Source organism: Amphritea balenae, from assembly GCF_003858655.1.
In the GTDB taxonomy this organism is placed as follows: Bacteria; Pseudomonadota; Gammaproteobacteria; order Pseudomonadales; family Balneatricaceae; genus Amphritea; species Amphritea balenae.
In genome coordinates this window covers 42,776-63,899 of sequence record NZ_RQXV01000009.1, presented here as the reverse complement: position 1 = coordinate 63,899, position 21,124 = coordinate 42,776, and the positions used below count along the sequence as shown (strand labels likewise).

The window sequence follows — 21,124 nt, the reverse complement described above, 5'->3', positions numbered from 1 at the left end:
ATTAATTATTCTTAAAATACAACTTAATATCCTAATCTTATAAGGTAGTACTTTAATTTTATTTACAGTCTTTTATCTATGCTGATAATCTGATTAATCAACAACGTTGCCCTCGCCGCTTAGTGTTAACCCTCACCCTCACCCTCACCCTCACCCTAGTCTGGGTGCGAATTATCAATGCGATACAGCTTTATCCACCAGGCTCATCGGCAACCTTACTCCATAAGATGCTTAGAACAGTCAAGCGAAACGCCTTCTTGCGGCTCGACCAGCTCCTTACGCACTTTCCCGGTGCGCTGGTCATAATAAGCATCTTCACAATGAAATTGTTTTTTTACCCAGGTTTGTTTTTGATATGCATATTTGGCTATACAGATTATGCCCTGATCAAACTCATCAGGCCCCTCTGATACCTCTGCCTTAGATTTTCCCTGCCTGCCTTTTACGCCGCAGGTGAAAGTCATCTCGCCGATTAATGGGGAAACCAAAGAGTTCGTTTTTCTAACATCATAGTTTAAATCTGATATGTATATTTGTCGTCGATGCCACACCGTTGATGAGGCCGGCCTCGTTCCTGGCGGTGACAGCCTGACAGGTTGTTTAGATACAGTTTCAACGTATAGATCAGTCAACTGCTCGAATTTTTGAACAGGATCATCGGTTTCAGTACAGGCGGATAAGGAAACGGAAATCATGCAATAAATAATTTTTTTAATGGTCTTTTTCATGCTGCATCCCTCAGCAAAAACCTTTAATTTCAGCATGATACTTCGCTGCTATCCTTAGCAGCTACACACACCCTAAACTATAGGCATTTTTTATGAGTTTGCATGCTGTTTAGTAGACAATTTATTCAGATGTGTATCGGGGTTACTTTCCTGATTTCCAGCCCCTTAAATAAGGAGGCTGCTTCAGAGCCAAACAGAGTGTCAGGAATTTACTCCAACTTACCTTTAGGCATGCAGCAAGCTGTTAATTAAGAAGAGGCTACTTGGAAGGAGGCGTTTGATAGCTGAAATGTGCCAGCCCTGACCCGGGCTGGCATGATCAAATAATTAGTGCTGTAACGGCAACTGCATATGAAAGGTTGAACCAAGCTCAACATCAGAGGTTACAGCCATATGCCCCTGGTGTTGCTCAGTAATAATGTAATACGAGAATGATAAGTGCTGCCCGGCATCAAAGTCTTCTGCATCTTCATCGCTGCTGAAGAATGGCTCGAACAGATTCATCTGTTCATCAGCCGTCAAACCTACACCGTTGTGGTGAATTTTGATCCAAAGGTTGTCGTAACTCTCTGAAAGTATAATCTTTATTGTCGGTTCATAACCGTCCTGATCAAGCTTTTTCTGCATCGCGATGCAGGCATGACGGAACAGGCTCAGGAACACCTGCTGTAGTTCCGTGATATAGCAAGACACTTGCGGCAAGCCTTGTTCAATGCTCCATTCAAGCTTAACCTGCTTAAACATCAGGCCATCTGACACCGAAATAACCTCTCGACCCAGCTTAGCGGTATGCTCAACCACATCAACAATATTGGTTAACTGCTTCTCTTCGTGACGACTGCGGGCAAAAGTCAGCAGGTTATTAATGATCTTTGAAACCTGATCACCTTTATCGGACATATCATTATAGATAGAGTCCAGTAACTGAATCTGCTTATTTCCAGTGCCCTGCTCCAGCAATGAGTTACTGTCAGCCATAATATTCTTGAACCGCTTCAGGTCCATCAGAATCGCCTGCAGAGGGATATTGATATCATGCGCCATGGTCGATGCCAGCTCACCCATGAAAGACATCTTATCATTATGGATCAGCATGTTTTCGGCCGTCGTTTGCTTTGATACATCATCAACCAGAATAACAACGCCGGCCTCAGGTCCCTGCAACGGGTAGATAGTAATATCAAAGTGCGACAAGCTACGCAGGCTCTGCTTCAGGTGGATGGTTTTATTCTGTTCGATCGCCTGCTGAATATGTTCAGGCACTACCGTCATAGTGGGATAGGCTTCCCAAAGAGTCTTGCCCAGTGCTTTTTCAGAGGGCACGCCAGATAACTCCTCGACCCTTCTGTTCCACTGAGTCACTCGACCCTCTTTATTCAGGCCGACCAACATCAGCGGCATCGACGTAAGGATATCCTTAATATAGGACTCAGAGGTTCGTAACTGGTCTGAGGTGATGACATGCTGGGCCACTTCTGATTCCAGCAGTTCATTACTTTCTTTCAGTTTGTGGTTTGATTCATCAAGGGTCGCTGTGCGTTCCTGTACCCGCAGCTCCAGGTCTTTCCGAATCGCCGTTAATTCCTGATTAGCCTTGTATGCCCGGCGCTTAGTGATCAGCAGATAAACCGCCGTAATCGATAAAATAATAATTAAGGTGCCGCTACTCCAGTTAGCCAGATGCTGCCACTTTGTCTTACCGCTTTCATCTTTAAACCAGTCGATGCCGGCGAGAACCCAGGGGCTTTGCAGGCAGAGTATCAGTGCAAACAGTGTATTTTTAATCATATTTCTATTAACTAATCCTGATGAATAACAACTTCGCCGCTGGGCATGATTAACCCTTTGAGCACAATTAGATAAATCTCATACTACAAAGCCAGACCATAAGCCTGAATCTATTTATTCCCTATTCTATCGGAATTACAGCTGATTTCACGGCTGTTACAACGAATCTTAAAAAAAGCCTGCTTAACCCTGATTTGAGCGGTAAAAATCGGCAAAGCGGTTTCAGACAGAGAAACTGATCGATTCATCAGATTTCTCGACTACCCTTATTACTGTCTGTTTTGAAAAGGAAGTTATGCTATGTCTGATCATCATACCTATAAAAAAATTGAAATGGTTGGCTCATCTCCGGTCGGCACCGATGAAGCAATAAAAAATGCCCTGGCTGAATGCAGCAAGACAATCCGTAACATTGACTGGTTTGAAGTTACTGAAACACGAGGGCATGTTGAAAATGGCAGCGTCAGCCACTTTCAGGTGACTTTAAAAATCGGTTTTCGTATCGATAATAGCTAATGGCAAAATCTTTACACTATCATTCTGGCGTCTATGGGCGCCTTTCCTTTCGACTAACAAACAGTTAATCAAACTCTTCAAGCTAAAGAGTGACTGGCAATCATAGCGCCTTCTTACAGAAGAGCTGGCTATTTTGGTTGATCAACGAGCTTCAATGTAACTGCATATAAGTCCTTAACCGCTCTGCTCCTTCACCCTTTTAAAGCGTCTTTTCAATGAGTTCTATTGATCCTGAGCAAAGTTACAAATTGCAGCCTGATTGCCCTGAACTATGCTTCGGTAATGGATGATTGTCCGTTTTAACCTTTTTAATAGATCTACAGGCGCTCTTTTATGCGATTTTCGGATATCAATAAGATCCAACGACCTGATCTGGTGACTGCCAATTTATCCGACTACGCTGACTACTATCTCAATTTTGACTGGGATTTAGCTAATCAATGTATTGATGGTCTACCTCAGGGTGGCATCAATATCGCTTATGAAGCCGTTGATCGCCACCTACTTCACGGGCTTGGCGATAAGGTGGCTATTCGTTGGCTGGGTAAGACCGGCTCGCAGCAAGAGTTCACATACCGACAACTTGCTGAACAGACCAGTCGCTTCGCCAGCGTGTTAAGCAGTCTTGGTCTGCATAAAGGAGATCGTGTGTTTGGCCTGGCTGGGCGTACACCAGCCCTGTATATCGCCTTGCTTGGTAGCCTTAAGTGCGGCTGTGTATTCTCTCCTTTGTTTTCAGCTTTCGGACCACAACCCATTCGATCTCGTATGGAATTAGGCGATGCCCGGGTATTAGTAACGACAGAACGTCTTTATCGTAAAAAAGTGATGCCCTGGCGTAAAGATCTGCCGGGACTTGAACATGTTTTACTACTGGATGCTTCAGCCGATATTCCTTCAGGCTGTACTGATATGTCCCAGCTGATGGCCGTCGCAGATCCTGCTTTTCCTGTTGCCGCTACCGGGCCCGAAGATATGGCTTTGCTGCACTTTACCAGTGGCACAACGGGCACGCCGAAGGGGGCGGTTCACTGCCATGAAGCGGTCATCTATCACACGCTGTCCGGACACTTCGCCCTGGATCTTCATCCGGAGGATATCTATTGGTGCACCGCGGATCCTGGCTGGGTTACCGGTACCTCGTACGGCATTATCGCACCACTCAGTATTGGTCTGACTATGATCATTGATGAAGCTGAATTTGATGCAACGCACTGGTATAAAGTGCTCGAGCAACAGCAGGTCAGTGTCTGGTATACCGCCCCCACCGCTATTCGAATGTTAATGAAAGCCGGTGATGATCTGGTCGGTAAATATGACCTTTCTAACCTACGCTTTATGGCCAGTGTTGGTGAACCGCTTAATCCAGAAGCCGTGCTATGGGGACAACGGGTATTCGGTCAACCCTTCCATGACAACTGGTGGCAGACCGAGACCGGCGGCATCATGCTGGCTAACTTTGCTGCTGAAACGGTTAAGCCCGGCTCAATGGGACGTCCTCTACCCGGCATTACTGCCGCAATCGTCACACGCAACACGCAAGGATTGAGCTTTATCGACACACATGATGAGGTTGGCGAGTTGGCACTTAAATCTGGCTGGCCCTCAATGTTCAGGACCTACCTTAATGCTGAGGCACGTTATAACGCCTGCTTCTGTGACGGCTGGTATCTCAGTGGCGATCTGGCCTGCCGGGATGAAGATGGCTATTACTGGTTTATTGGTCGTAGCGATGACGTTATTAAAACTGCCGGTCACCTAATAGGGCCTTTCGAAGTTGAAAGCATTTTACTGCAACACCCTGCCGTCGTAGAGGCTGCCGTCATCGGTAAGCCGGACCCGGTTGCCGGGGAAGTTATCAAAGCTTTTGTCGCGCTAAAGGATGGCTTCACTGCCGATGACGTACTACGTAAAGCCCTGCTGGGACATGCCCGTAAACATCTGGGCAGCGCTATCGCGCCGAAGGAGATTGATTTCCGCAATAATCTGCCAAAAACCCGCAGCGGTAAAATCATGCGCCGCTTGCTCAAAGCCCGTGAGCTCGGCTTGCCCGAAGGTGATATTTCGACATTGGAGAGTGATGAGAAATGACACAACCTGATAAGCCTCATATCAATCGTTCGCACCTGATTAAGTTACTGCAAGAGATGATCCGCATCCGGCGCTTTGAAGAGCGCTGCGCTGAACTTTACACCCAACAAAAAATTCGCGGTTTTCTTCATCTGTATATTGGTGAAGAAGCGATTGCAGTAGGTTGCAATCAGGCATTGGAGCCAGAAGACGCCCTGCTCTGCACCTACCGGGAACACGGCCATGCGCTGGCCCGTGGCTTATCTATGGCTGCGGTGATGGCAGAGATGTACGGTAAGCAATCCGGCTGCAGTGGTGGTCGTGGAGGTTCGATGCATCTGTTCGATAACTCGAAACGCTTCTATGGCGGCAACGCAATTGTTGCTGGCGGCCTGCCGCTGGCAGTGGGTCTGGCTTTGGCGGATAAGATGCAACAACGCAATCGTATCACCGCTTGTTTTTTTGGTGAAGGCGCTGCTGCTGAGGGCGAGTTTCACGAAAGTCTTAACCTTGCGGCCCTATGGAAGTTACCGGTGCTGTTTATCTGCGAAAACAATCTGTATGCCATGGGTACCGCACTAAGTCTGTCTGAATCTGAACAGGATATTTACCGTAAGGCCGAGGGCTATAAGATTCCCTCACTAGCTGTCGACGGCATGAATGTAGTTGCCGTTGAGGAAGCTGCACGTAACGCCTGTACTTCAATTCGAACCGCTGGAGGGCCGTTCTTTCTTGAATGCCGTACTTATCGTTTCCGGGCGCATTCGATGTTCGATAGCCAGCTTTACCGGGATAAAGCGGAGATCGAAACCTGGCGTGAGAAGGGCCCTATTGTTCAGCTTACTAACTGGCTGCGGGATTACCACCAACTACAGGATCCTGAGCTAGCGGAGATTGAGCAGGTGGTGGAAGACGAAGTCGAGGCTGCGGTCGTTACTGCCGAAAACGCCGATTTTGAAAAGGTCGCCACACTCACCCGGGATGTTTATACGGGAGGTAGCTCATAATGGCAGCCGATACAGAAACTATCAGTTATCGCGAGGCGGTTCGCCTGGCGTTGCAGGAAGCGCTACGGTCAGACTCCCGGGTATTCCTGATGGGAGAGGATGTCGGGCACTATGGTGGTTGTTATGCGGTCTCCAAAGGCTTGCTCGATGAATTCGGCGAGCAGCGGGTGCGTGACACTCCCCTATCGGAGTCTGGTTTTGTTGGCGCCGGGGTTGGCGCGGCTCTTGGCGGGATGCGCCCAATAGTAGAAGTCATGACCGTCAATTTTAGCCTGCTGGCACTGGATCAGATCGTCAATAATGCCGCAACAATTCGCCATATGTCCGGTGGGCAGTTCAGCGTGCCACTGGTTATTCGCATGGCGACCGGGGCAGGCAAGCAACTGGCAGCGCAGCATTCTCATAGTCTGGAGTGCTGGTATGCTCACGTGCCCGGACTTAAAGTGCTGGCGCCGGCGACGATAGCTGATGCCCGTTACATGCTTGCGCTGGCACTGGAAGATCCCGACCCGGTGGTAATTTTTGAGCACGTAATGCTGTACAACGAATTAGCGCCGCCACCTGTCGAAAGTGATCGCCTGCCGATGGATAAAGCCACCCTACGTCGCTCCGGCAATGATCTTACCCTGATCACTTATGGCGGCTCATTACCCAAGGTGCTGCAAGCCGCCGAACAGCTGTCACAATCAGGCATTGATGCTGAAGTTCTTGATCTGCGTTGCCTGCGCCCATTGGATACCACAGCGATAGTCGCTAGTGTCGCACGCACTCACAGAGTGGTTATTATCGATGAGGGCTGGCGCACCGGTTCACTGGCCGGAGAGATCAGCGCCATCATCATGGAGCAGGCGTTCTGGGAATTGGACGCGCCGGTGGTAAGGGTTTGCAGTAAAGAAGTGCCGATTCCCTATCCGGAGCATCTGGAGCAAGCGGTACTGCCTCAACCGGAAGACATTGTTAATGCGGCAAAGCAGTTGGCGGGGCTAGCATGAGCGAACTGACAATGCCCTCCTTTGGCGCCGACATGGACAGCGGTTTATTGCAGGAATGGCTGGTTAAGCAAGGCGACCCGGTCAGCAAGGGAGATATTGTTGCAGTTATTGAGACCCATAAAGGCGCGATTGATATGGAAGTGTTTCAATCCGGTACTGTCCGTGCTCTTTTGGTTGAGCCCGGCACAAGGGTCAAAGTCGGTATGCCGATCGCTGATATTGACGATGGAGCATCGGCCCCTGCTTCTGGCGCATCTGCATCAGAACCAGCGCCGCAGCATACCTCTGACAAAACAGCAGTATCAACGCCAGCGCTGCAACGTTCTCAGGATAGAGTAAAGGCATCCCCCCTGGCTCGTCGTCTGGCTGAAAATGCAGCTATTCCATTACAAGACCTGCAAGGTAGCGGGCCTGACGGGGCGATCATCGCCGTCGATGTTAATGCCGCTATCGCAGGTAGTGACCCCGGCGCTGCTGTACCAAAACCACCCGATAGATCCGCTATGCGTCAGGCTATCGATGCCGCCATGACCCGTTCGAACCGTGAAATCCCGCATTATTACCTTGCAACCACCATCGATCTGCAAGCGGCGTCACAGTGGCTGGCGGCGTTTAACCTTGAGCAAGAGCCCGATCAGCAACTATTGATCACCGTACTACTGCATAAAGCGGTTGCGGTGGCTTTGCGTGATAATCCTGAATTCAATGGTTTCTACATCGAGAATCATTTTCAACCCTCGCCTGATATTCATCTGGCTACCGCAATATCCCTGCGTGGTGGCGGCCTGATCACCCCGGCAATCAGATATGCAGACCAGCTTACTCTGCCTGAAATGATGGACAAAATGCGCGATCTGACCTTACGGGTGCGACGCGGCGGCCTGCGTAGTTCCGAAATGAGCGATGCAGGCATCACTGTCTCTGGTATGGGTGAGCGGGGTGTCGAAACAGTGTTTGGCGTAATCTATCCGCCACAGGTAGCCATCATCGGCCTTGGTAAACCTGAGTTACGGCCCTGGGTGATCGATAATACTGTGCAAGCCAGGTTACTGGTTAATATCTCGCTGGCGGCAGACCATCGGGTCAGCGATGGTCGACAGGGGGCAAAGCTTCTGCGCTCTATTAACAAGCTTTTACAGCAACCAGAATGTTTATAGAGAGTATGAAGCACTAATTTTTAACCGGATATATAGGGAATCCTTATGAATCGCTCTGAGCTACAACAGTTTATATTCCAGGAGATAGCCAACATAGCACCGGAGATCGAGCCCGATATGGTTGATATCGATGAAGATCTTCGTGAAGAGCTGGATATCGACTCTATGGATTTTATGATTCTGACGGTTGCTCTGGGTAAGCGGTTGGGAATCTCTATCCCTGATACCGACCACCACCTGCTTAACAGTATTAATAATTTGCTTAACTATCTGGATAATAAGCTACAGGAATAAAGCGATCGTACATCTGAGGCCGGAAACCACGATCAGAGAAGCCTATAAACAAGTCCTGATTCAGCGCCATGGGCTATGAATGGCAAATTTCATCTTGCATCCGCAAGCAATACGCCGCTTGAGTACTCCAAGCCTGTAGAGCACAAATATAGCCTGTTCGCAGGCTTCTGAACTCATTCTAGGATAGATCGCCTGAGTTTCAGCACCGCCAATACCCTCTTTCGCTACACAATCACATAAAAGCACAGTAAAGTGGCGTTCGTTTTTCAAAACCTGAACTCTACGAATTATGAACAATATAAAACTTCAGTCTGCTTTCTTTAATCTACGTAACAATAAGTTCTTTGAGCTCTTTGTTGTCTCTATCATTATTTTCTCTGCACTGGTTATCGGCGCCAAGACTTACGACATACCCGCTGACGTACTAATGCTGATTGGCTGGCTTGATACAGGAATTACCTTTTTCTTTCTGGCCGAGATAACCGTGCGCTTTATTGGTGAGCCAGAGAAGAAGCGCTTTTTTGCCAATGCCTGGAACCTGTTTGATACCCTGATTGTTGTTATTAGCCTGATACCAGTTGAAGATAGTGAGATGGCGTTAATCGGGCGTCTTATCCGTATTTTCCGGGTATTGCGTATGGTCTCTATCATTCCTGAGTTACGTTTACTGCTTAACTCTCTGATTAAGGCGCTGCCTCAGCTCGGCTATGTGATCTTGCTGATGTTTATTATTTTCTATATCTATGCCGCGGTTGGTGCTTCGTTTTTTGGTCAGATTAATGAGGTGCTCTGGGGTGATATCAGCATCGCAATGCTAACCCTGTTCCGGGTGATGACATTTGAAGACTGGACCGATGTTATGTATGAAACCATGGCCGTGTATCCATTTAGCTGGCTGTTCTATCTGACCTTCATTTTCCTGACAACCTTTGCTTTTCTGAATATGGTTATCGGCATTGTTGTAAGTGTAATGGAGGGCGAGCATGCGGATGAAGAACGGGCTAAAGCGCTTGAAGAAGGCACGCCAACCATAGAAACATTGCACAATGAAATCATGGAGTTAAAAGAGCTTATTAAGAAATCTAATTAAGCTGTAATAGATTTTACTAATAGGGCCTTTTAGGCTGTATTTCTATTCTAGGGGAAGCTAGCTTCCCCTCTTTTCAGGGTTTCTTTTACCTTCTTCGTCCCTACTCTTCGCTTATGCTAAATCGCTGATACAGGGTGGCCATGAGCCAGGCGGGACCAATCAATAGAAACTGCAGATCTTTCAAAAACGAGGGTTTTCTCCCTTCAATATAATGCCCAATAAACTGCCCTATCCATGCGGGTATAAATATCATCAATGCCACTTGCCAGAGAGGCATCTCTATATGCTTTTCCGCCAGATAACAGAGCGTCAGACAAAATGCATTAAACAGCATCATTCCTATTCCCAGCTTCGGAGATAAAGTCAGGTAATAAAGGGCTATCGGTATACTTAGCACTATTGCAGCATTGATACCCGGGCTAAGCGAGACAGTCCAGAGCAGCGCTGTAATCGCAATAAATATCAGCGGTACCATGATCCAGTGTATTAGCTTATTAATCGGGTGCTGATGGTTTTTCCCGTACTCATCTAATAGCTGCTGCAGATGTTTAGTGGGCATTCTGTCAGATCCTTTTATGCTTTGATCTCTAATATAGCGATCAACCGCATAACTACATTAACCCTGCCGCTTGTTTTTAATAGCATTTGCACTCACATAAAAACTATAATATGTATTATGTACTATTAATACACGCCGGTTTTGTAAGCAGGTCCGCTTTACATCGACATCAAACAAAACTAATATACTGTATATATATACAGTATAGCGATTTTTCTATGCAGCTCTCAATTATCGGACGCTACCTGCGCCCTCCCTTTCAAATAGCACCGCCGCTGTTTCAGTCATGTGTTGCTGCAGGCTTCCCTTCGCCTGCACAGGACTATATCGAGCGTACGCTGGATCTTAACGAACTCTGTATCCAGCATCCGGCAGCGACCTATTTTGTTCGGGCCGAAGGAAGCTCTATGCTGCAGGTTGGTATCTTTTCAGGCGATATCCTGGTGGTAGACCGGGCACTAAAGCCCAGCCACGGAGATATTGTTATCGCCTGTATTGACGGTGAATTTACCGTGAAAGAGCTCTGTACCCGACCGGCAATGAAATTAGTCGCCCATAATCCGGCATATCCTCCCATCAGTATTGATGAGGGAATGACGCTGGAGTTGTTTGGCGTAGTCACTACGGTTATTCACTCACTGAGCCGGCGTTGACGATGCCCACCTCTCCTCTGTATGCCTTGGTGGACTGTAATAATTTTTATGCCAGCTGTGAGCGCCTGTTTCGCCCGGACCTGAAAGACCGCCCTATCGTAGTGCTATCTAATAATGACGGCTGTATCGTGGCGCGTAGTGCTGAGGCCAAGAAACTGAATATCAAGATGGCGGTGCCCCTGCATCAGGTACAGGAGATAATCGATCGGGAAAACATCGCTGTCTTTTCCTCTAACTATGCACTGTATGGCGATATCTCTGCCCGGGTAATGACGATTCTGGAGCAGGAAGCCCCCTCGATTGAAGTTTACTCGATCGATGAAGCTTTTCTTGATCTCTCGGGCCTGTCTACACACCACTCCCTGACGGACTACGGAATCCGAATCAGGCGACGAGTACAGCAGGATAGTGGTATTCAGGTCTGCGTGGGTATTGCCCCAACAAAAACCCTGGCAAAGCTGGCGAACCATGGCGCTAAACAATACCCGGCCACCCAGGGGGTGGTTGATCTGAGTGATCGACAGCGACAGCGACGACTACTTAAACTGCTGCCGGTACGCGAGGTCTGGGGAGTGGGACGACGTATTGCTCAGCGTTTACAGCTACAGGGAATTAATACCGCTCTGGAACTGGCTGATTGTGATCCGGCCTGGATTCGCAATCATTATTCGGTCACATTAGAGCGTACCGTACGGGAACTAAACGGCTTATCCTGTCTGGAGTTTGATCAGCAGCCCCCGCCCCGACAACAAATACTCTGCAGCCGCTCATTTTCTAAACGTATAACCCGATATCAGGATATGCACTCGGCTATCACGCAATACTGCGCCCGGGCGGCAGAAAAGCTTCGGGAGCAAGACGGTCTTGCACGACTTGTCAGCGTCTTTATCCGTACCAACCCACACAGCCAGTCTGATCCTTTTTACAGTAATAACGCCTGTCGACTGCTGCCCGTTCCCAGCGCTGATTCACGTCTGCTGTGTCAGACCGCCCTGCAGTTGTTAAAAACCTTATGGAAGCCTGATTACCGATATATGAAAGCAGGTATCGTCTTATCCGATCTGTATCAACCGGGCTGCTTTCAGCCAACGCTGTTTGATCATACAGAATCAGTGTCAGCTAAACGGCTAATGCAAACGATGGATCTGATTAATAACAGTGGTCGCGGTCAACTTCGATTTGCCGGTGAGATGCTGGGGAGCGGCTGGCAGATGCAGCGTAATCACCTGTCACCCGCCTATACAACCCGCTGGGATCAGCTACCTATAGCGAGAATATAAAAGAACAATAAGATCAACTATTTAATAGTTAATTATAATGTATATAATTAATTAAATTAAGGAAATACAACCGGAGTATCACTGTCTTTCCAGGGGCTATATTTGCGCATAATCTGACTGAATAATTCAGACTCAATATAATAATCCAGCCAGCGCTGCAATTTTGGATACGGTGCTGAATAAAACCAGTCACGGTCTACATGAGCAAATTGCCGAATAAAGGGGAATATCGCAATATCCGCCAGACTTTCACTATCACCACTCAGAAAGGCTGATTGCTGCAATAGGCGCTCTAGCTTTACCAATGTCACCTCACACTGTTCACGGTAGTAACTTTGCGGGTGACCGGGATGGCGATCTGCATATTTATAGCGATCCAGATGTTGCTTAAAAACAAAATCATTCTCCTGTATCAGCCCTTCGATTTGCCATAACAGATCCGGATTATCAGCAGCCAGCCAGTTATGGGGATCATTACTGCGCAGCGCCCAGCGCATAATATCCCGGCTTTCATCAATTACCCTGCCTTCAGGCCGAATTAATACCGGCACCGTGCCTTTAGGTGAAGCCTCAAGCATCGCTGCCGGCTTATCTTTGAGCACCACTTCACGCAATTCAACCTGAAGACCACTGCCTGCAATAGCAAGACGCGCTCGCATGGCATAAGGGCAGCGACGAAAAGAGTAAAGTATCGGAAGATGACGAGTCATAACAGAAATAATCCAAAAGCATTAATCGGGCAAAGTGTACCGGTTTATCTGTAGAAGTCACTTTTCTCCGCCACTTACTTATGCAACTATGCGCGCCATACAGACAACATTTAGGAATGGCAGTGGAATTACTTAATCTGGATTGTCAGGGACACAGCTTGCGCCTGGAAGGTTCAATGGCCGGCTGGCAGTTGTTATTCTGGAATAACACACCGGTATCCCGTCGGGACGCGGTCGAAGATTTCAACGGTTCCAGCGAGCATAGTTTTGAGCTGCAGAATGAACAGGGAGAAGCCATTCCCTGCCGCCTGGAAACAGAGATAGAATGGCACCCGCTACAGATAAGCTATCGCTTTCTTATTGCAGACCAGCTAGTGATGGACGGTGGCCATGGTCGTGAACAACTGGAGCAACAGGTGCCTCAGGCGCCAATAAAGCAGGACAAACCAAAGTTAAGCATTATCGGGCTTGGCGCACTGGGCCTGAAACTGCTGAAAAGTGCCAAAGTTATCAAAGCGGTCATGGCCGGCGCGAGTGTTGCGGCCTACTCCTGGTTTTTCTCTTTACCCTTTGCACTGGCACTTATTTTCTGCCTGGTCATACATGAATATGGCCATATCAGAGCGATGAAGCACTTCGGCCTGCGCACCAAAGGGATATATCTGATCCCCTTTGTTGGTGGACTGGCTCTTAGCGACGAGCGTATTAATACTCGCTGGCAGGATGTCACTATCGCTCTGATGGGCCCCTTCTTTGGCCTGGGACTGTCCCTGCTTAGCCTGATCGCCTACTGGTTCACCGGCTCAATGTTTTTTGCCGGATTAAGCGCCTTCAACGCTTTGTTAAACCTGTTTAACCTGCTACCCGTTTTGCCATTGGACGGTGGTCATATTTTAAAAAGCATCGCCTTCTCTATGCACTCATTAGCCGGCTTAATTCTATGCGGCACCGCTATCGCAGCGGGTATCTGGCTGAGTTACACCTTTGGTCTGGCACTACTGGGCTTTCTGTTATTGGTCGGTAGCATCGAGATTTTCTTTGAATGGCGCGGTCGACATCACAGCCTGCTCCTGCCTCTGGATCGATACGGACAGATTTTTTCTGCCGTATGGTATCTGGCAACCGTTATGGGGCTGGTCGGTATTATCTGGTATTTCAGCGGCATGGGCGATGCTCTGCTGGGGCTTCCGTTACAAATCCTGCAAAGCTAAACTATAGATAATCGAACTAACGAGTCAGATTGATGAGCGATAAGGTAGTTGATATCAGCAGTAAGCGGGATCAAAACCGGCATAAGCGCAAAGAAAAGCGTATGGATGAGATGAAAGGCCGGTTTGAAAAAGCGCTTCCAACGGAAGAAAACGATCCTAAACAAAAACTACTGAATATCTTTAAAAAGAAGCCCAGGAAATAACAAAAACAGCCTCTCCACTCCGGTTTTTAAGGCATATAGCTGCTCTGGGTTATACTGATTTTAAGTGTAACCGATCAGGATTTGCCGATGCTTCAGCTTCTCGAAACCTTAGGTAGCCGCCTGGCTCGCTACCTTTCTGATCCCCGAAATGAGCCGCAACACGTAGCCACCAGCTCACCTGAAAAGCTGGCCAGCTGCATCCGCAAGGGGGATGTACTTCTGGTTGAAGGTACTAGCCGGATCAGTACGACTATCAAGTACCTAACCCAATCCACCTGGTCACACGCGGCTATCTGTATCGGCCATGCGCTTGATTCACCTGATACCGGCGGTAGCGCAAGAACGCTGATGGAAGCTGATGTGAATGATGGGGTTCGGGCGGTACCTCTGAGCCATTATTATGATCAGCACACCCGGCTCTGTCGGCCCATTGGACTGACAGAGACCGAGATAGACCGAATGATTCAGTTCCTGATAGCGCGGTTAGGAGATCAATACGACCATAAAAATGTTTTTGACCTGGCCCGCTATCTCTTTCCAACGCCACCGGTACCGGTAAGTTGGCGACAAAAAATGCTCCAACTGGGAAGCGGCGATCCTACGCGAGCGATCTGCTCATCCCTTATTGCTGAAGGCTTTCAGTCGGTACACTACCCAATTTTACCTTCAGTAACCCAAACCGAGGTGAACGGCGTGATTACAGCCCGGTATTATCGTCAGCATCATTCCTTTTTTTCACCCCGTGACTTTGATGTATCGCCCTACTTTAAAGTGATCAAGCCGATGGTTGAAGGCGGCTTCGATTATCAGAACATCCTGTGCTGGGGTGACGCCGAAGAATAAAAAAGGCAGCCTGAGCTGCCTTTTCCATTATTTGCACCGCCTGTTATTGATTAGCCGGCAGTACAGTACTGACCACTTCGCCGAAGCCGATGCGGGCAACACCCTCTTTTTCACACCAGCCACGCATAACAACAGCATCGCCATCTTCCAAAAAGGTACGCTGCTCGCCATTAGGCAAAGCAAAAGACTCTTTACCGCCACGGCTCAGCTCCAGCAAAGACCCACCCTCTTCATGCTCGGGTCCGGACTGAGTTCCGCTCCCCAGGAAGTCACCAGGGCGCATGTTACAGCCATTAACCGTGTGATGAGCAACCATCTGAGCGACGGTCCAGTAGGAATGGATAAAGTTAGATTGCGAGACTTTGACAGGCGCCTCTTTACGAATACGCATCGCTTCGGTCTGCAACAGTACTTCTAACTTAATATCCAGGGCTCCTTCCGCGCTGTTCTGCTCTGATGACAGATAAGGCATTGGCTGAGGATCTGCAGGATCACGGCTGAACTCAGCACGATACGGCGCCAGTGCTTCAGTAGTGATTATCCAGGGCGATACAGTTGAGGCAAAGTTTTTCGCCAGAAATGGCCCCAATGGCTGATACTCCCATGCCTGAATATCACGGGCAGACCAGTCATTAAACAGGCACAGGCCAAACACATGCTCATCACTGTCATCCAGTATAATTGGCGTCCCGAGATCGTTACCTTTACCTATGTAGATGCCCACCTCCAGCTCGTAATCCAGGCGCTTACAAGGGCCAAAGCTTGGCTCAGCGGCATCCGGTGCTTTCGTCTGACCGCAAGGACGTTTGAATTCCTGACCTGAAACATCGATAGAAGAGCTACGGCCGTGATAACCGATCGGTACCCATTTATAGTTAGGCAGTAGCGGGTTATCCGGACGGAATAACTTACCAACACGTGTAGCATGGTGCACAGAGGTATAAAAATCGGTGTAATCACCAATAGTACAAGGCAGGCTGAACTCTACTTCAGCCTGAGGGATAAGACAGCTCTCCAGGGAGCTTTGCTCTGCAGCTCCCTCACGCAGCGCCCGGGACAGAGCCAGCCGTAATGCCGACCATACAGGCTGCCCCATAGACATAAAATTGTTCAGGGTAGGCTCAGCACAAGCCGCAGCACCTATCGCAGCTTCGCCATTAAAAAGCCCCTGAGCCGCCGCCAGGTCCACAACCTGATCACCAATAGCCACGCCGCCGCGGAATGCTTCGTCACTATTCTTACGCCGAAACTCAGCAAACGGCAGATTCTGGATTGTGAAATCAGTATCGGTAGCATTAGCAGAGCTCACCCAGCTCCGTAGCTTCAGGTCATGGGTTTCATTCAGTGCAGGCATAGTTAAATCTCTGTTTTTATGTTCTTTATTATATGCAGGTCTTATTGGCTCTTTATCCGGTTGTCAGCAATACGATGAAACTGCGTTGTGGCAATCATGCTGCAACAGCAATATTAGGGATAATGTACAACAGTATCAGGATTTGGATAGTGCCAATTAAAACGCTATTAAAGTGCTAGATTACTAGAACTCCGACTATCTTCAATTCGATAATACTAAATATATTAATTCCAATTAGTAAATAATAATTTTAACGCATATCAATAACGCTTTGATTAAATGACAAACGCCTACTATCTGTTGGGAATTATGGTATTTTTCAGTATTCAAAATGCAATAAATACGTGCCACAAGCATTAGATGAACTAACGGATATAGTGAGAATGCAGTACTCTCTGGTCACGCTCGATAAAATATGTAACGTCGATGTGCTAAACGCCCAGCCGACCGACTCAGTTCCGGCTATTTTACAGCGCATGCGCAGCGCTAAAGTCAGCTCAATGGTTATCGTTGAGCAAAACATCCCTATTGGCATTATTACGGAAAGAGATATTGTTCGTCTGGTCGCTCAATCGGGTCAGAAGCTCACAAGCCTCTGCGCAGAACAGATAATGACTGCGCCGGTAAAAACCCTGCCATACAACTTTGAGTTTGAGCAAGCCTATGAACTGATGCAGCAAGAGCAGCTTCGACACATAGTGGTTACCGACCAAACAGGCGGTATGTACGGTATTGTTACTGAAACTGATTTTGTTCAAAACCTGGGGTTTGAATATCTGGCTGAGGCCAAGTCAGTCGAATCGGTCATGGAAAAGACTGTTATTTTTATCACCTCAGACAGCAGCCTCGCTAAAGCATTTAAACTCATGAATGAGTGTAAAATAAGCTGTGTAATTATCGGCAGCGAATCGTGCGCTGAAGGCATACTCAGTGAACGGGATCTGGTACGGCTTCTGGATGATAAGGTAGACCTGGAAACGAGTCAGGCCGGCGATTACATGAGCTCCCCGGTCACCAGCATTGTCGTCGATGCCTCGTTGCTGGAGGCCAGAAGGCTGATGCAGGAACAGCATATCCGACGGCTCACAGTAACCAACAGTCAGGAGCAGATCATAGGCCTGCTAACCCGACAGAATATGATAGACCGGATGCAGTCTCATTTTATTGGCCTGATGCGGGATGCGATAGAAAGCCTGAACCAACAACTGCAGAACAGCCGGTATAAGGTAACCCATTATCGGGGTTACTTTGAAAACTCCCCTCTTGCTTACCAGTCACTGGATAGTCAGGGACATTTTGTTGAAGTTAATGCCTGCTGGCGAGAGCTGTTGGGCTATCAGAGTGCAGAAATCATAGGGTCATCCTTTAAAGCGATTCTGAGCGACGGCGACGCCGACCGTTTTGATAAATGCTTTAATCTCTTTAAAACTACCGGAAAAATATCAGACGCAATCTATCGCCTGAATACCAAAGCCGGAAACGAAATTGAAATCCAGTTCGACGGTCAGATAGTCAGGGATGATAAAGGTAACTTCATTCAGACCCACTGCTTACTGACCAACCTGACAGAGCAACGTCAGCTGGACTCTCAATTGCGGGTATTCAGACAACTGATCGATAGCAGTAATGATGCCCTGCTGGTACTGGATGCACAAAGCGCTCAGGTACTGGATATGAATCAGGAAACCTGTCGCTACCTGGGTTATTCCCGGGAAGAGTTACTACAGATGCAGGTAATGGATTTTAACGACCTAATTCCGACTATTGAGCAGTGGCATAGCAAAAGAGAAGAGATCCGAAAAAGCAATGAGGGCATAGTTTTTGAAGCCACTCATCGTACTCGTACGCAGAAAGATATTCCGGTTGAGATAAGCTCAACCATGCTGGAAATAAACGGCCGGGAATTGATTATCTCGACCGTCCGGGATATCACAGAAAGAAAGCGGGCCGAACTGCGCTCGAAGGAAGAGAGCCAGTTCTTACAGAGCGTTATCGATTGCATTGGCGATCCGGTGATGGTGATAAACACAGATCATCAGGTTATTAAGGCAAACCGGGCGGCAATCGACTACTACTTTGAGGGCAAGTCTGAAGGCAATAAACGCTGCTACGAATCAGTCCATGCCTGCTCAATGCCTTGCAATAGAGTAGGCGTACAATGTCCACTCGATGAAGTATCCCAAACCCGTCGCTCTACAAGGATTATTCATGAACATAAAAATAAAGCCGGTGAGCAGCGAACGTTTGAGTTAATGGCCAGTCCGTTATATGACTCCGATGGTGAAATTACCGGCATAGTCGAATCCAGTCGGGATATAACCGATCACATAGATATACAAAAAGCCCTGCGCGAAAAAGAAAAAAGCCTGGATCACCTGGCCCACCACGATCCACTCACTCAGCTACCTAACCGCTTACTCTTTACTGACCGGCTAAATCAGGCTCTGAGGGCCGCGAAGCGAAATAATAGCGGCGTTGCACTGCTGTTTATTGATCTGGACGAATTTAAAGAGATTAATGATAGCTTTGGTCACAATCTGGGAGACCGCTTGTTACAACAGGTATCCCTGAGACTTCGAGAACAAGTTCGGGACAGCGATACTATCGCCCGGCTTGGCGGAGATGAGTTTACCGTGATCAGCACTGATCTGAATCGCCCAGAAGACGCAGCCATTGTTGCGCAAAACCTGCTGGATGCATTTAAGGAGCCGGTACAGATAGAGCAACAACGCTTTCATGTTAGCCTGAGTATCGGCATCAGCCTTTTTCCCGAAGATGCTGACACATCAGAAGCGTTAATTCGTAACGCTGATACCGCTATGTATCGGGCTAAAGCCTCAGGTAAGAATCGTTACGACTTCTATACCCAGGATATGACCGATCAGGCATTTGAACGGGTACTGATGATAAGCGCACTGCGCAATGCGATAGAGCAGGAACAGTTTGTGCTGCACTACCAGCCGCAGATAGACCTGCGTACCAATAAAATTGTCGGCGCAGAAGCCCTGATCCGCTGGCAGGACAGTTCGTTAGGACTAATAGAGCCAGAACGTTTTATCCCCATGGCAGAAAAGAGCGGTCTGATCCGGGACATTGATCTCTGGGTGTTAAATACAGTGTGTAGCAATATTGTCAGTTGGCAGAAGCAAGGTTATAAACTACCCCGTATTTCGATCAACATTTCAGCCCGCCACTTCGGCTCCAACTCACTTGCCAGTGAAGTAACAGAGATACTTAAGCGCCATAACTGCGATAGCGAAATGATAGAGCTGGAGGTAACCGAAAGCGTCATTCTTAGCAATCCCGGCCGAGCCAGCTACGAGTTAAAGCAGCTGAGAGAGATGGGTATTCATCTGGCCATTGATGATTTTGGTACCGGCTACTCTTCGCTGAGTTATCTTAAAGCCCTCCCCCTGAATCGTCTTAAAATCGATCGTTCGTTTATTAGTGATATCCCTGAAGATAAAGATGATCAGGCGATCTCCCGCTCAATTATTGCACTGGCGGGCAGCCTCGGCCTTGAGGTTATGGCCGAAGGAATGGAAACCGAGTTGCAACGTGAATTTCTTATCGAAGAAGGTTGCAATTTTGCCCAGGGCTTCTTATTCAGTAAAGGTGTAGAAGAGAATACCTTTCTCAACTTATTGCAGCAGCATTAGGGAACCAGTGAATAAGTCAATTTACTGTCCACTGAGAAAGTCTTGGACTTATTCGCTGATTCCCTAGCCTACCACCGGTGATAATCGTACTATCTGCAGCTTAGTTATCAGAGGTAAGCAGATGAAGACGGTACTTATCACCGGCTGTTCCAGCGGCATTGGGCAGCATGTAGCCTTAGGCTTACAGCAGCGTGGCTATAACGTTTTAGCCACCGCCCGCAAACAGGCAGATGTTGAGGTCCTGCAACAGCAAGGCCTTAACGCAGCTCAACTTGATCTGGATAGTTCTGAATCAATTCAACAGGCGATGGCCTGGGTTAAACGAGAGATTGAACATGCTTCAGCCGGTGAGCTCTATGGCCTGTTTAATAACGGCGCATACGGTCAGCCTGGCGCTATCGAAGACCTGAGTCGCAATGTTTTAAGACAACAACTGGAAACCAATCTGTTAGGCTGGCACGAACTGACCTGTGCTGTACTACCGCTTATGCGCCACCAGGGCTATGGCCGTATTATCCAGAATAGTTCGGTACTGGGGCTGATAACACTTCGTTTTCGCGGCGCCTACAATACCAGTAAATTCGCGCTTGAAGGCTACACTGATACCCTTCGACAGGAGTTGGACGGTACTGGTATTTATGTTTCTCTCATTGAGCCGGGCCCTGTTACCAGCAAGTTCAGAGTCAACGCATTCAAAGCCTTTCAGGACAATATCGATATTAAAGCCAGCCCGTTTCGCTCAACCTATGAAAAAGTAGAGGCGCGCCTGGCTAACGATCAGGACAGCGATGATATCTTCACTCTGGGCCCTGAGTCAGTTTTGAAAAAAGTACTGCATGCGCTAGAAAGTAAACGGCCTAAACCCCGTTATTACGTGACCTTTCCAACTTACCTATTTGGTTATCTGAGGCGCATACTGCCTACCCGGTTGCTTGATCTGATATTACTTAAAGTTTCCAGGTCGGAACATAAATAATCCTGCCCTAATAAACCTGTAATACGTTAAACAA

Annotated in this window: 19 protein-coding genes; 14 read left to right on the top strand and 5 right to left on the bottom strand. The window is 48.0% G+C overall.

What is annotated here, in order from left to right:
- Positions 1-215 precede the first annotated feature (215 nt).
- Both EHS89_RS15305 and EHS89_RS15300 read right to left on the bottom strand, forming a co-directional pair.
- The gene (locus EHS89_RS15305; RefSeq protein ID WP_124927038.1) at positions 216-728 is read right to left on the bottom strand and encodes a hypothetical protein; all 513 of its coding nucleotides are present in this window, start codon (positions 726-728) and stop codon (positions 216-218) included.
- Between the two features lie 327 nt (positions 729-1,055).
- Positions 1,056-2,516 (bottom strand): two-component system sensor histidine kinase NtrB, encoded by a 1,461-nt coding sequence (locus EHS89_RS15300; protein ID WP_124927037.1) that lies wholly within the window; start codon positions 2,514-2,516, stop codon positions 1,056-1,058.
- A gap of 300 nt (positions 2,517-2,816) precedes the next feature.
- On the opposite strand from EHS89_RS15300, the gene EHS89_RS15295 reads away from it, so the two are divergent.
- The 7 genes from EHS89_RS15295 (at position 2,817) to EHS89_RS15265 (ending at position 9,642) form a co-directional block, all read left to right on the top strand.
- Positions 2,817-3,032 (top strand): dodecin, encoded by a 216-nt coding sequence (locus tag EHS89_RS15295; protein ID WP_124927036.1) that lies wholly within the window; start codon positions 2,817-2,819, stop codon positions 3,030-3,032.
- Between the two features lie 333 nt (positions 3,033-3,365).
- A complete protein-coding gene (acsA, locus tag EHS89_RS15290) occupies positions 3,366-5,123 on the top strand; it encodes an acetate--CoA ligase (protein WP_124927035.1) in 1,758 nt (585 codons plus the stop codon).
- A complete protein-coding gene (pdhA, locus tag EHS89_RS15285) occupies positions 5,120-6,109 on the top strand; it encodes a pyruvate dehydrogenase (acetyl-transferring) E1 component subunit alpha (RefSeq protein ID WP_124927034.1) in 990 nt (329 codons plus the stop codon). The genes acsA and pdhA overlap by 4 nt, the downstream gene beginning before the upstream one ends.
- Entirely contained in the window at positions 6,109-7,101 is a 993-nt protein-coding gene (locus EHS89_RS15280) for an alpha-ketoacid dehydrogenase subunit beta (protein ID WP_124927033.1), read from the top strand. Before pdhA ends, EHS89_RS15280 begins: the two co-directional genes overlap by 1 nt.
- Positions 7,098-8,258 (top strand): dihydrolipoamide acetyltransferase family protein, encoded by a 1,161-nt coding sequence (locus EHS89_RS15275; protein ID WP_124927032.1) that lies wholly within the window; start codon positions 7,098-7,100, stop codon positions 8,256-8,258. Before EHS89_RS15280 ends, EHS89_RS15275 begins: the two co-directional genes overlap by 4 nt.
- Positions 8,259-8,303: 45 nt before the next feature.
- Positions 8,304-8,552 carry an acyl carrier protein gene (locus EHS89_RS15270; RefSeq protein WP_124927031.1) on the top strand — a complete coding sequence of 83 codons (249 nt, stop codon included), beginning with the start codon at positions 8,304-8,306 and terminating at the stop codon, positions 8,550-8,552.
- 289 nt (positions 8,553-8,841) lie between these two features.
- Positions 8,842-9,642: an ion transporter gene (locus EHS89_RS15265; protein WP_124927030.1), complete on the top strand. Its 801-nt coding sequence runs from the start codon at positions 8,842-8,844 to the stop codon at positions 9,640-9,642.
- A gap of 100 nt (positions 9,643-9,742) precedes the next feature.
- Here the strand turns inward: EHS89_RS15265 and EHS89_RS15260 are convergent, their stop codons facing one another.
- Complete coding sequence (locus EHS89_RS15260; protein ID WP_124927029.1) at positions 9,743-10,201, bottom strand: Mpo1 family 2-hydroxy fatty acid dioxygenase; 459 nt, start codon at positions 10,199-10,201, stop codon at positions 9,743-9,745.
- Between the two features lie 218 nt (positions 10,202-10,419).
- Between EHS89_RS15260 and umuD the strand changes: the two genes are divergently transcribed.
- Together umuD and umuC are read left to right on the top strand one after the other, a co-directional pair.
- On the top strand, positions 10,420-10,854 hold the full coding sequence (gene umuD, locus EHS89_RS15255) for a translesion error-prone DNA polymerase V autoproteolytic subunit (protein ID WP_124927028.1): 435 nt from the start codon (positions 10,420-10,422) through the stop codon (positions 10,852-10,854).
- A 2-nt stretch (positions 10,855-10,856) separates the two neighbouring features.
- Positions 10,857-12,134: a translesion error-prone DNA polymerase V subunit UmuC gene (gene umuC / locus EHS89_RS15250; RefSeq protein WP_276330367.1), complete on the top strand. Its 1,278-nt coding sequence runs from the start codon at positions 10,857-10,859 to the stop codon at positions 12,132-12,134.
- Between the two features lie 56 nt (positions 12,135-12,190).
- Here the strand turns inward: umuC and EHS89_RS15245 are convergent, their stop codons facing one another.
- A complete protein-coding gene (locus tag EHS89_RS15245; protein WP_124927027.1) occupies positions 12,191-12,844 on the bottom strand; it encodes a glutathione S-transferase in 654 nt (217 codons plus the stop codon).
- 122 nt (positions 12,845-12,966) lie between these two features.
- On the opposite strand from EHS89_RS15245, the gene EHS89_RS15240 reads away from it, so the two are divergent.
- The 3 genes from EHS89_RS15240 (at position 12,967) to EHS89_RS15235 (ending at position 15,101) form a co-directional block, all read left to right on the top strand.
- Entirely contained in the window at positions 12,967-14,055 is a 1,089-nt protein-coding gene (locus tag EHS89_RS15240; RefSeq protein ID WP_124927026.1) for a site-2 protease family protein, read from the top strand.
- A gap of 32 nt (positions 14,056-14,087) precedes the next feature.
- Complete coding sequence (locus EHS89_RS21150; RefSeq protein WP_170167519.1) at positions 14,088-14,258, top strand: hypothetical protein; 171 nt, start codon at positions 14,088-14,090, stop codon at positions 14,256-14,258.
- Between the two features lie 87 nt (positions 14,259-14,345).
- On the top strand, positions 14,346-15,101 hold the full coding sequence (locus EHS89_RS15235; RefSeq protein WP_124927025.1) for a YiiX/YebB-like N1pC/P60 family cysteine hydrolase: 756 nt from the start codon (positions 14,346-14,348) through the stop codon (positions 15,099-15,101).
- Between the two features lie 43 nt (positions 15,102-15,144).
- Here the strand turns inward: EHS89_RS15235 and fahA are convergent, their stop codons facing one another.
- Positions 15,145-16,455 (bottom strand): fumarylacetoacetase, encoded by a 1,311-nt coding sequence (fahA, locus tag EHS89_RS15230; protein ID WP_124927024.1) that lies wholly within the window; start codon positions 16,453-16,455, stop codon positions 15,145-15,147.
- Positions 16,456-16,838: 383 nt separating this feature from the next.
- On the opposite strand from fahA, the gene EHS89_RS15225 reads away from it, so the two are divergent.
- Together EHS89_RS15225 and EHS89_RS15220 are read left to right on the top strand one after the other, a co-directional pair.
- Complete coding sequence (locus EHS89_RS15225; RefSeq protein WP_124927023.1) at positions 16,839-20,114, top strand: EAL domain-containing protein; 3,276 nt, start codon at positions 16,839-16,841, stop codon at positions 20,112-20,114.
- Positions 20,115-20,235: 121 nt separating this feature from the next.
- Positions 20,236-21,090, top strand: a complete 855-nt coding sequence (locus EHS89_RS15220) for an SDR family NAD(P)-dependent oxidoreductase (protein ID WP_211340351.1) — start codon at positions 20,236-20,238, stop codon at positions 21,088-21,090.
- Positions 21,091-21,124 lie beyond the last annotated feature (34 nt).

Excerpts from the sequence above, each read along its gene's own strand:
- EHS89_RS15260 (WP_124927029.1), bottom strand. The coding sequence starts at position 10,201 with ATGCCCACTAAACATCTGCAGCAGCTATTAGATGAGTACGGGAAAAAC.
- EHS89_RS15225 (WP_124927023.1), top strand. The coding sequence starts at position 16,839 with ATGCAGTACTCTCTGGTCACGCTCGATAAAATATGTAACGTCGATGTG.
- EHS89_RS15280 (WP_124927033.1), top strand. The coding sequence starts at position 6,109 with ATGGCAGCCGATACAGAAACTATCAGTTATCGCGAGGCGGTTCGCCTG.
- EHS89_RS15270 (WP_124927031.1), top strand. The coding sequence starts at position 8,304 with ATGAATCGCTCTGAGCTACAACAGTTTATATTCCAGGAGATAGCCAAC.
- EHS89_RS15295 (WP_124927036.1), top strand. The coding sequence starts at position 2,817 with ATGTCTGATCATCATACCTATAAAAAAATTGAAATGGTTGGCTCATCT.
- EHS89_RS15275 (WP_124927032.1), top strand. The coding sequence starts at position 7,098 with ATGAGCGAACTGACAATGCCCTCCTTTGGCGCCGACATGGACAGCGGT.
- umuD (WP_124927028.1), top strand. The coding sequence starts at position 10,420 with ATGCAGCTCTCAATTATCGGACGCTACCTGCGCCCTCCCTTTCAAATA.
- EHS89_RS21150 (WP_170167519.1), top strand. The coding sequence starts at position 14,088 with ATGAGCGATAAGGTAGTTGATATCAGCAGTAAGCGGGATCAAAACCGG.
- umuC (WP_276330367.1), top strand. The coding sequence starts at position 10,857 with ATGCCCACCTCTCCTCTGTATGCCTTGGTGGACTGTAATAATTTTTAT.
- EHS89_RS15245 (WP_124927027.1), bottom strand. The coding sequence starts at position 12,844 with ATGACTCGTCATCTTCCGATACTTTACTCTTTTCGTCGCTGCCCTTAT.
- EHS89_RS15305 (WP_124927038.1), bottom strand. The coding sequence starts at position 728 with ATGAAAAAGACCATTAAAAAAATTATTTATTGCATGATTTCCGTTTCC.
- EHS89_RS15300 (WP_124927037.1), bottom strand. The coding sequence starts at position 2,516 with ATGATTAAAAATACACTGTTTGCACTGATACTCTGCCTGCAAAGCCCC.
- EHS89_RS15265 (WP_124927030.1), top strand. The coding sequence starts at position 8,842 with ATGAACAATATAAAACTTCAGTCTGCTTTCTTTAATCTACGTAACAAT.
- EHS89_RS15220 (WP_211340351.1), top strand. The coding sequence starts at position 20,236 with ATGAAGACGGTACTTATCACCGGCTGTTCCAGCGGCATTGGGCAGCAT.
- pdhA (WP_124927034.1), top strand. The coding sequence starts at position 5,120 with ATGACACAACCTGATAAGCCTCATATCAATCGTTCGCACCTGATTAAG.
- acsA (WP_124927035.1), top strand. The coding sequence starts at position 3,366 with ATGCGATTTTCGGATATCAATAAGATCCAACGACCTGATCTGGTGACT.
- EHS89_RS15235 (WP_124927025.1), top strand. The coding sequence starts at position 14,346 with ATGCTTCAGCTTCTCGAAACCTTAGGTAGCCGCCTGGCTCGCTACCTT.
- fahA (WP_124927024.1), bottom strand. The coding sequence starts at position 16,455 with ATGCCTGCACTGAATGAAACCCATGACCTGAAGCTACGGAGCTGGGTG.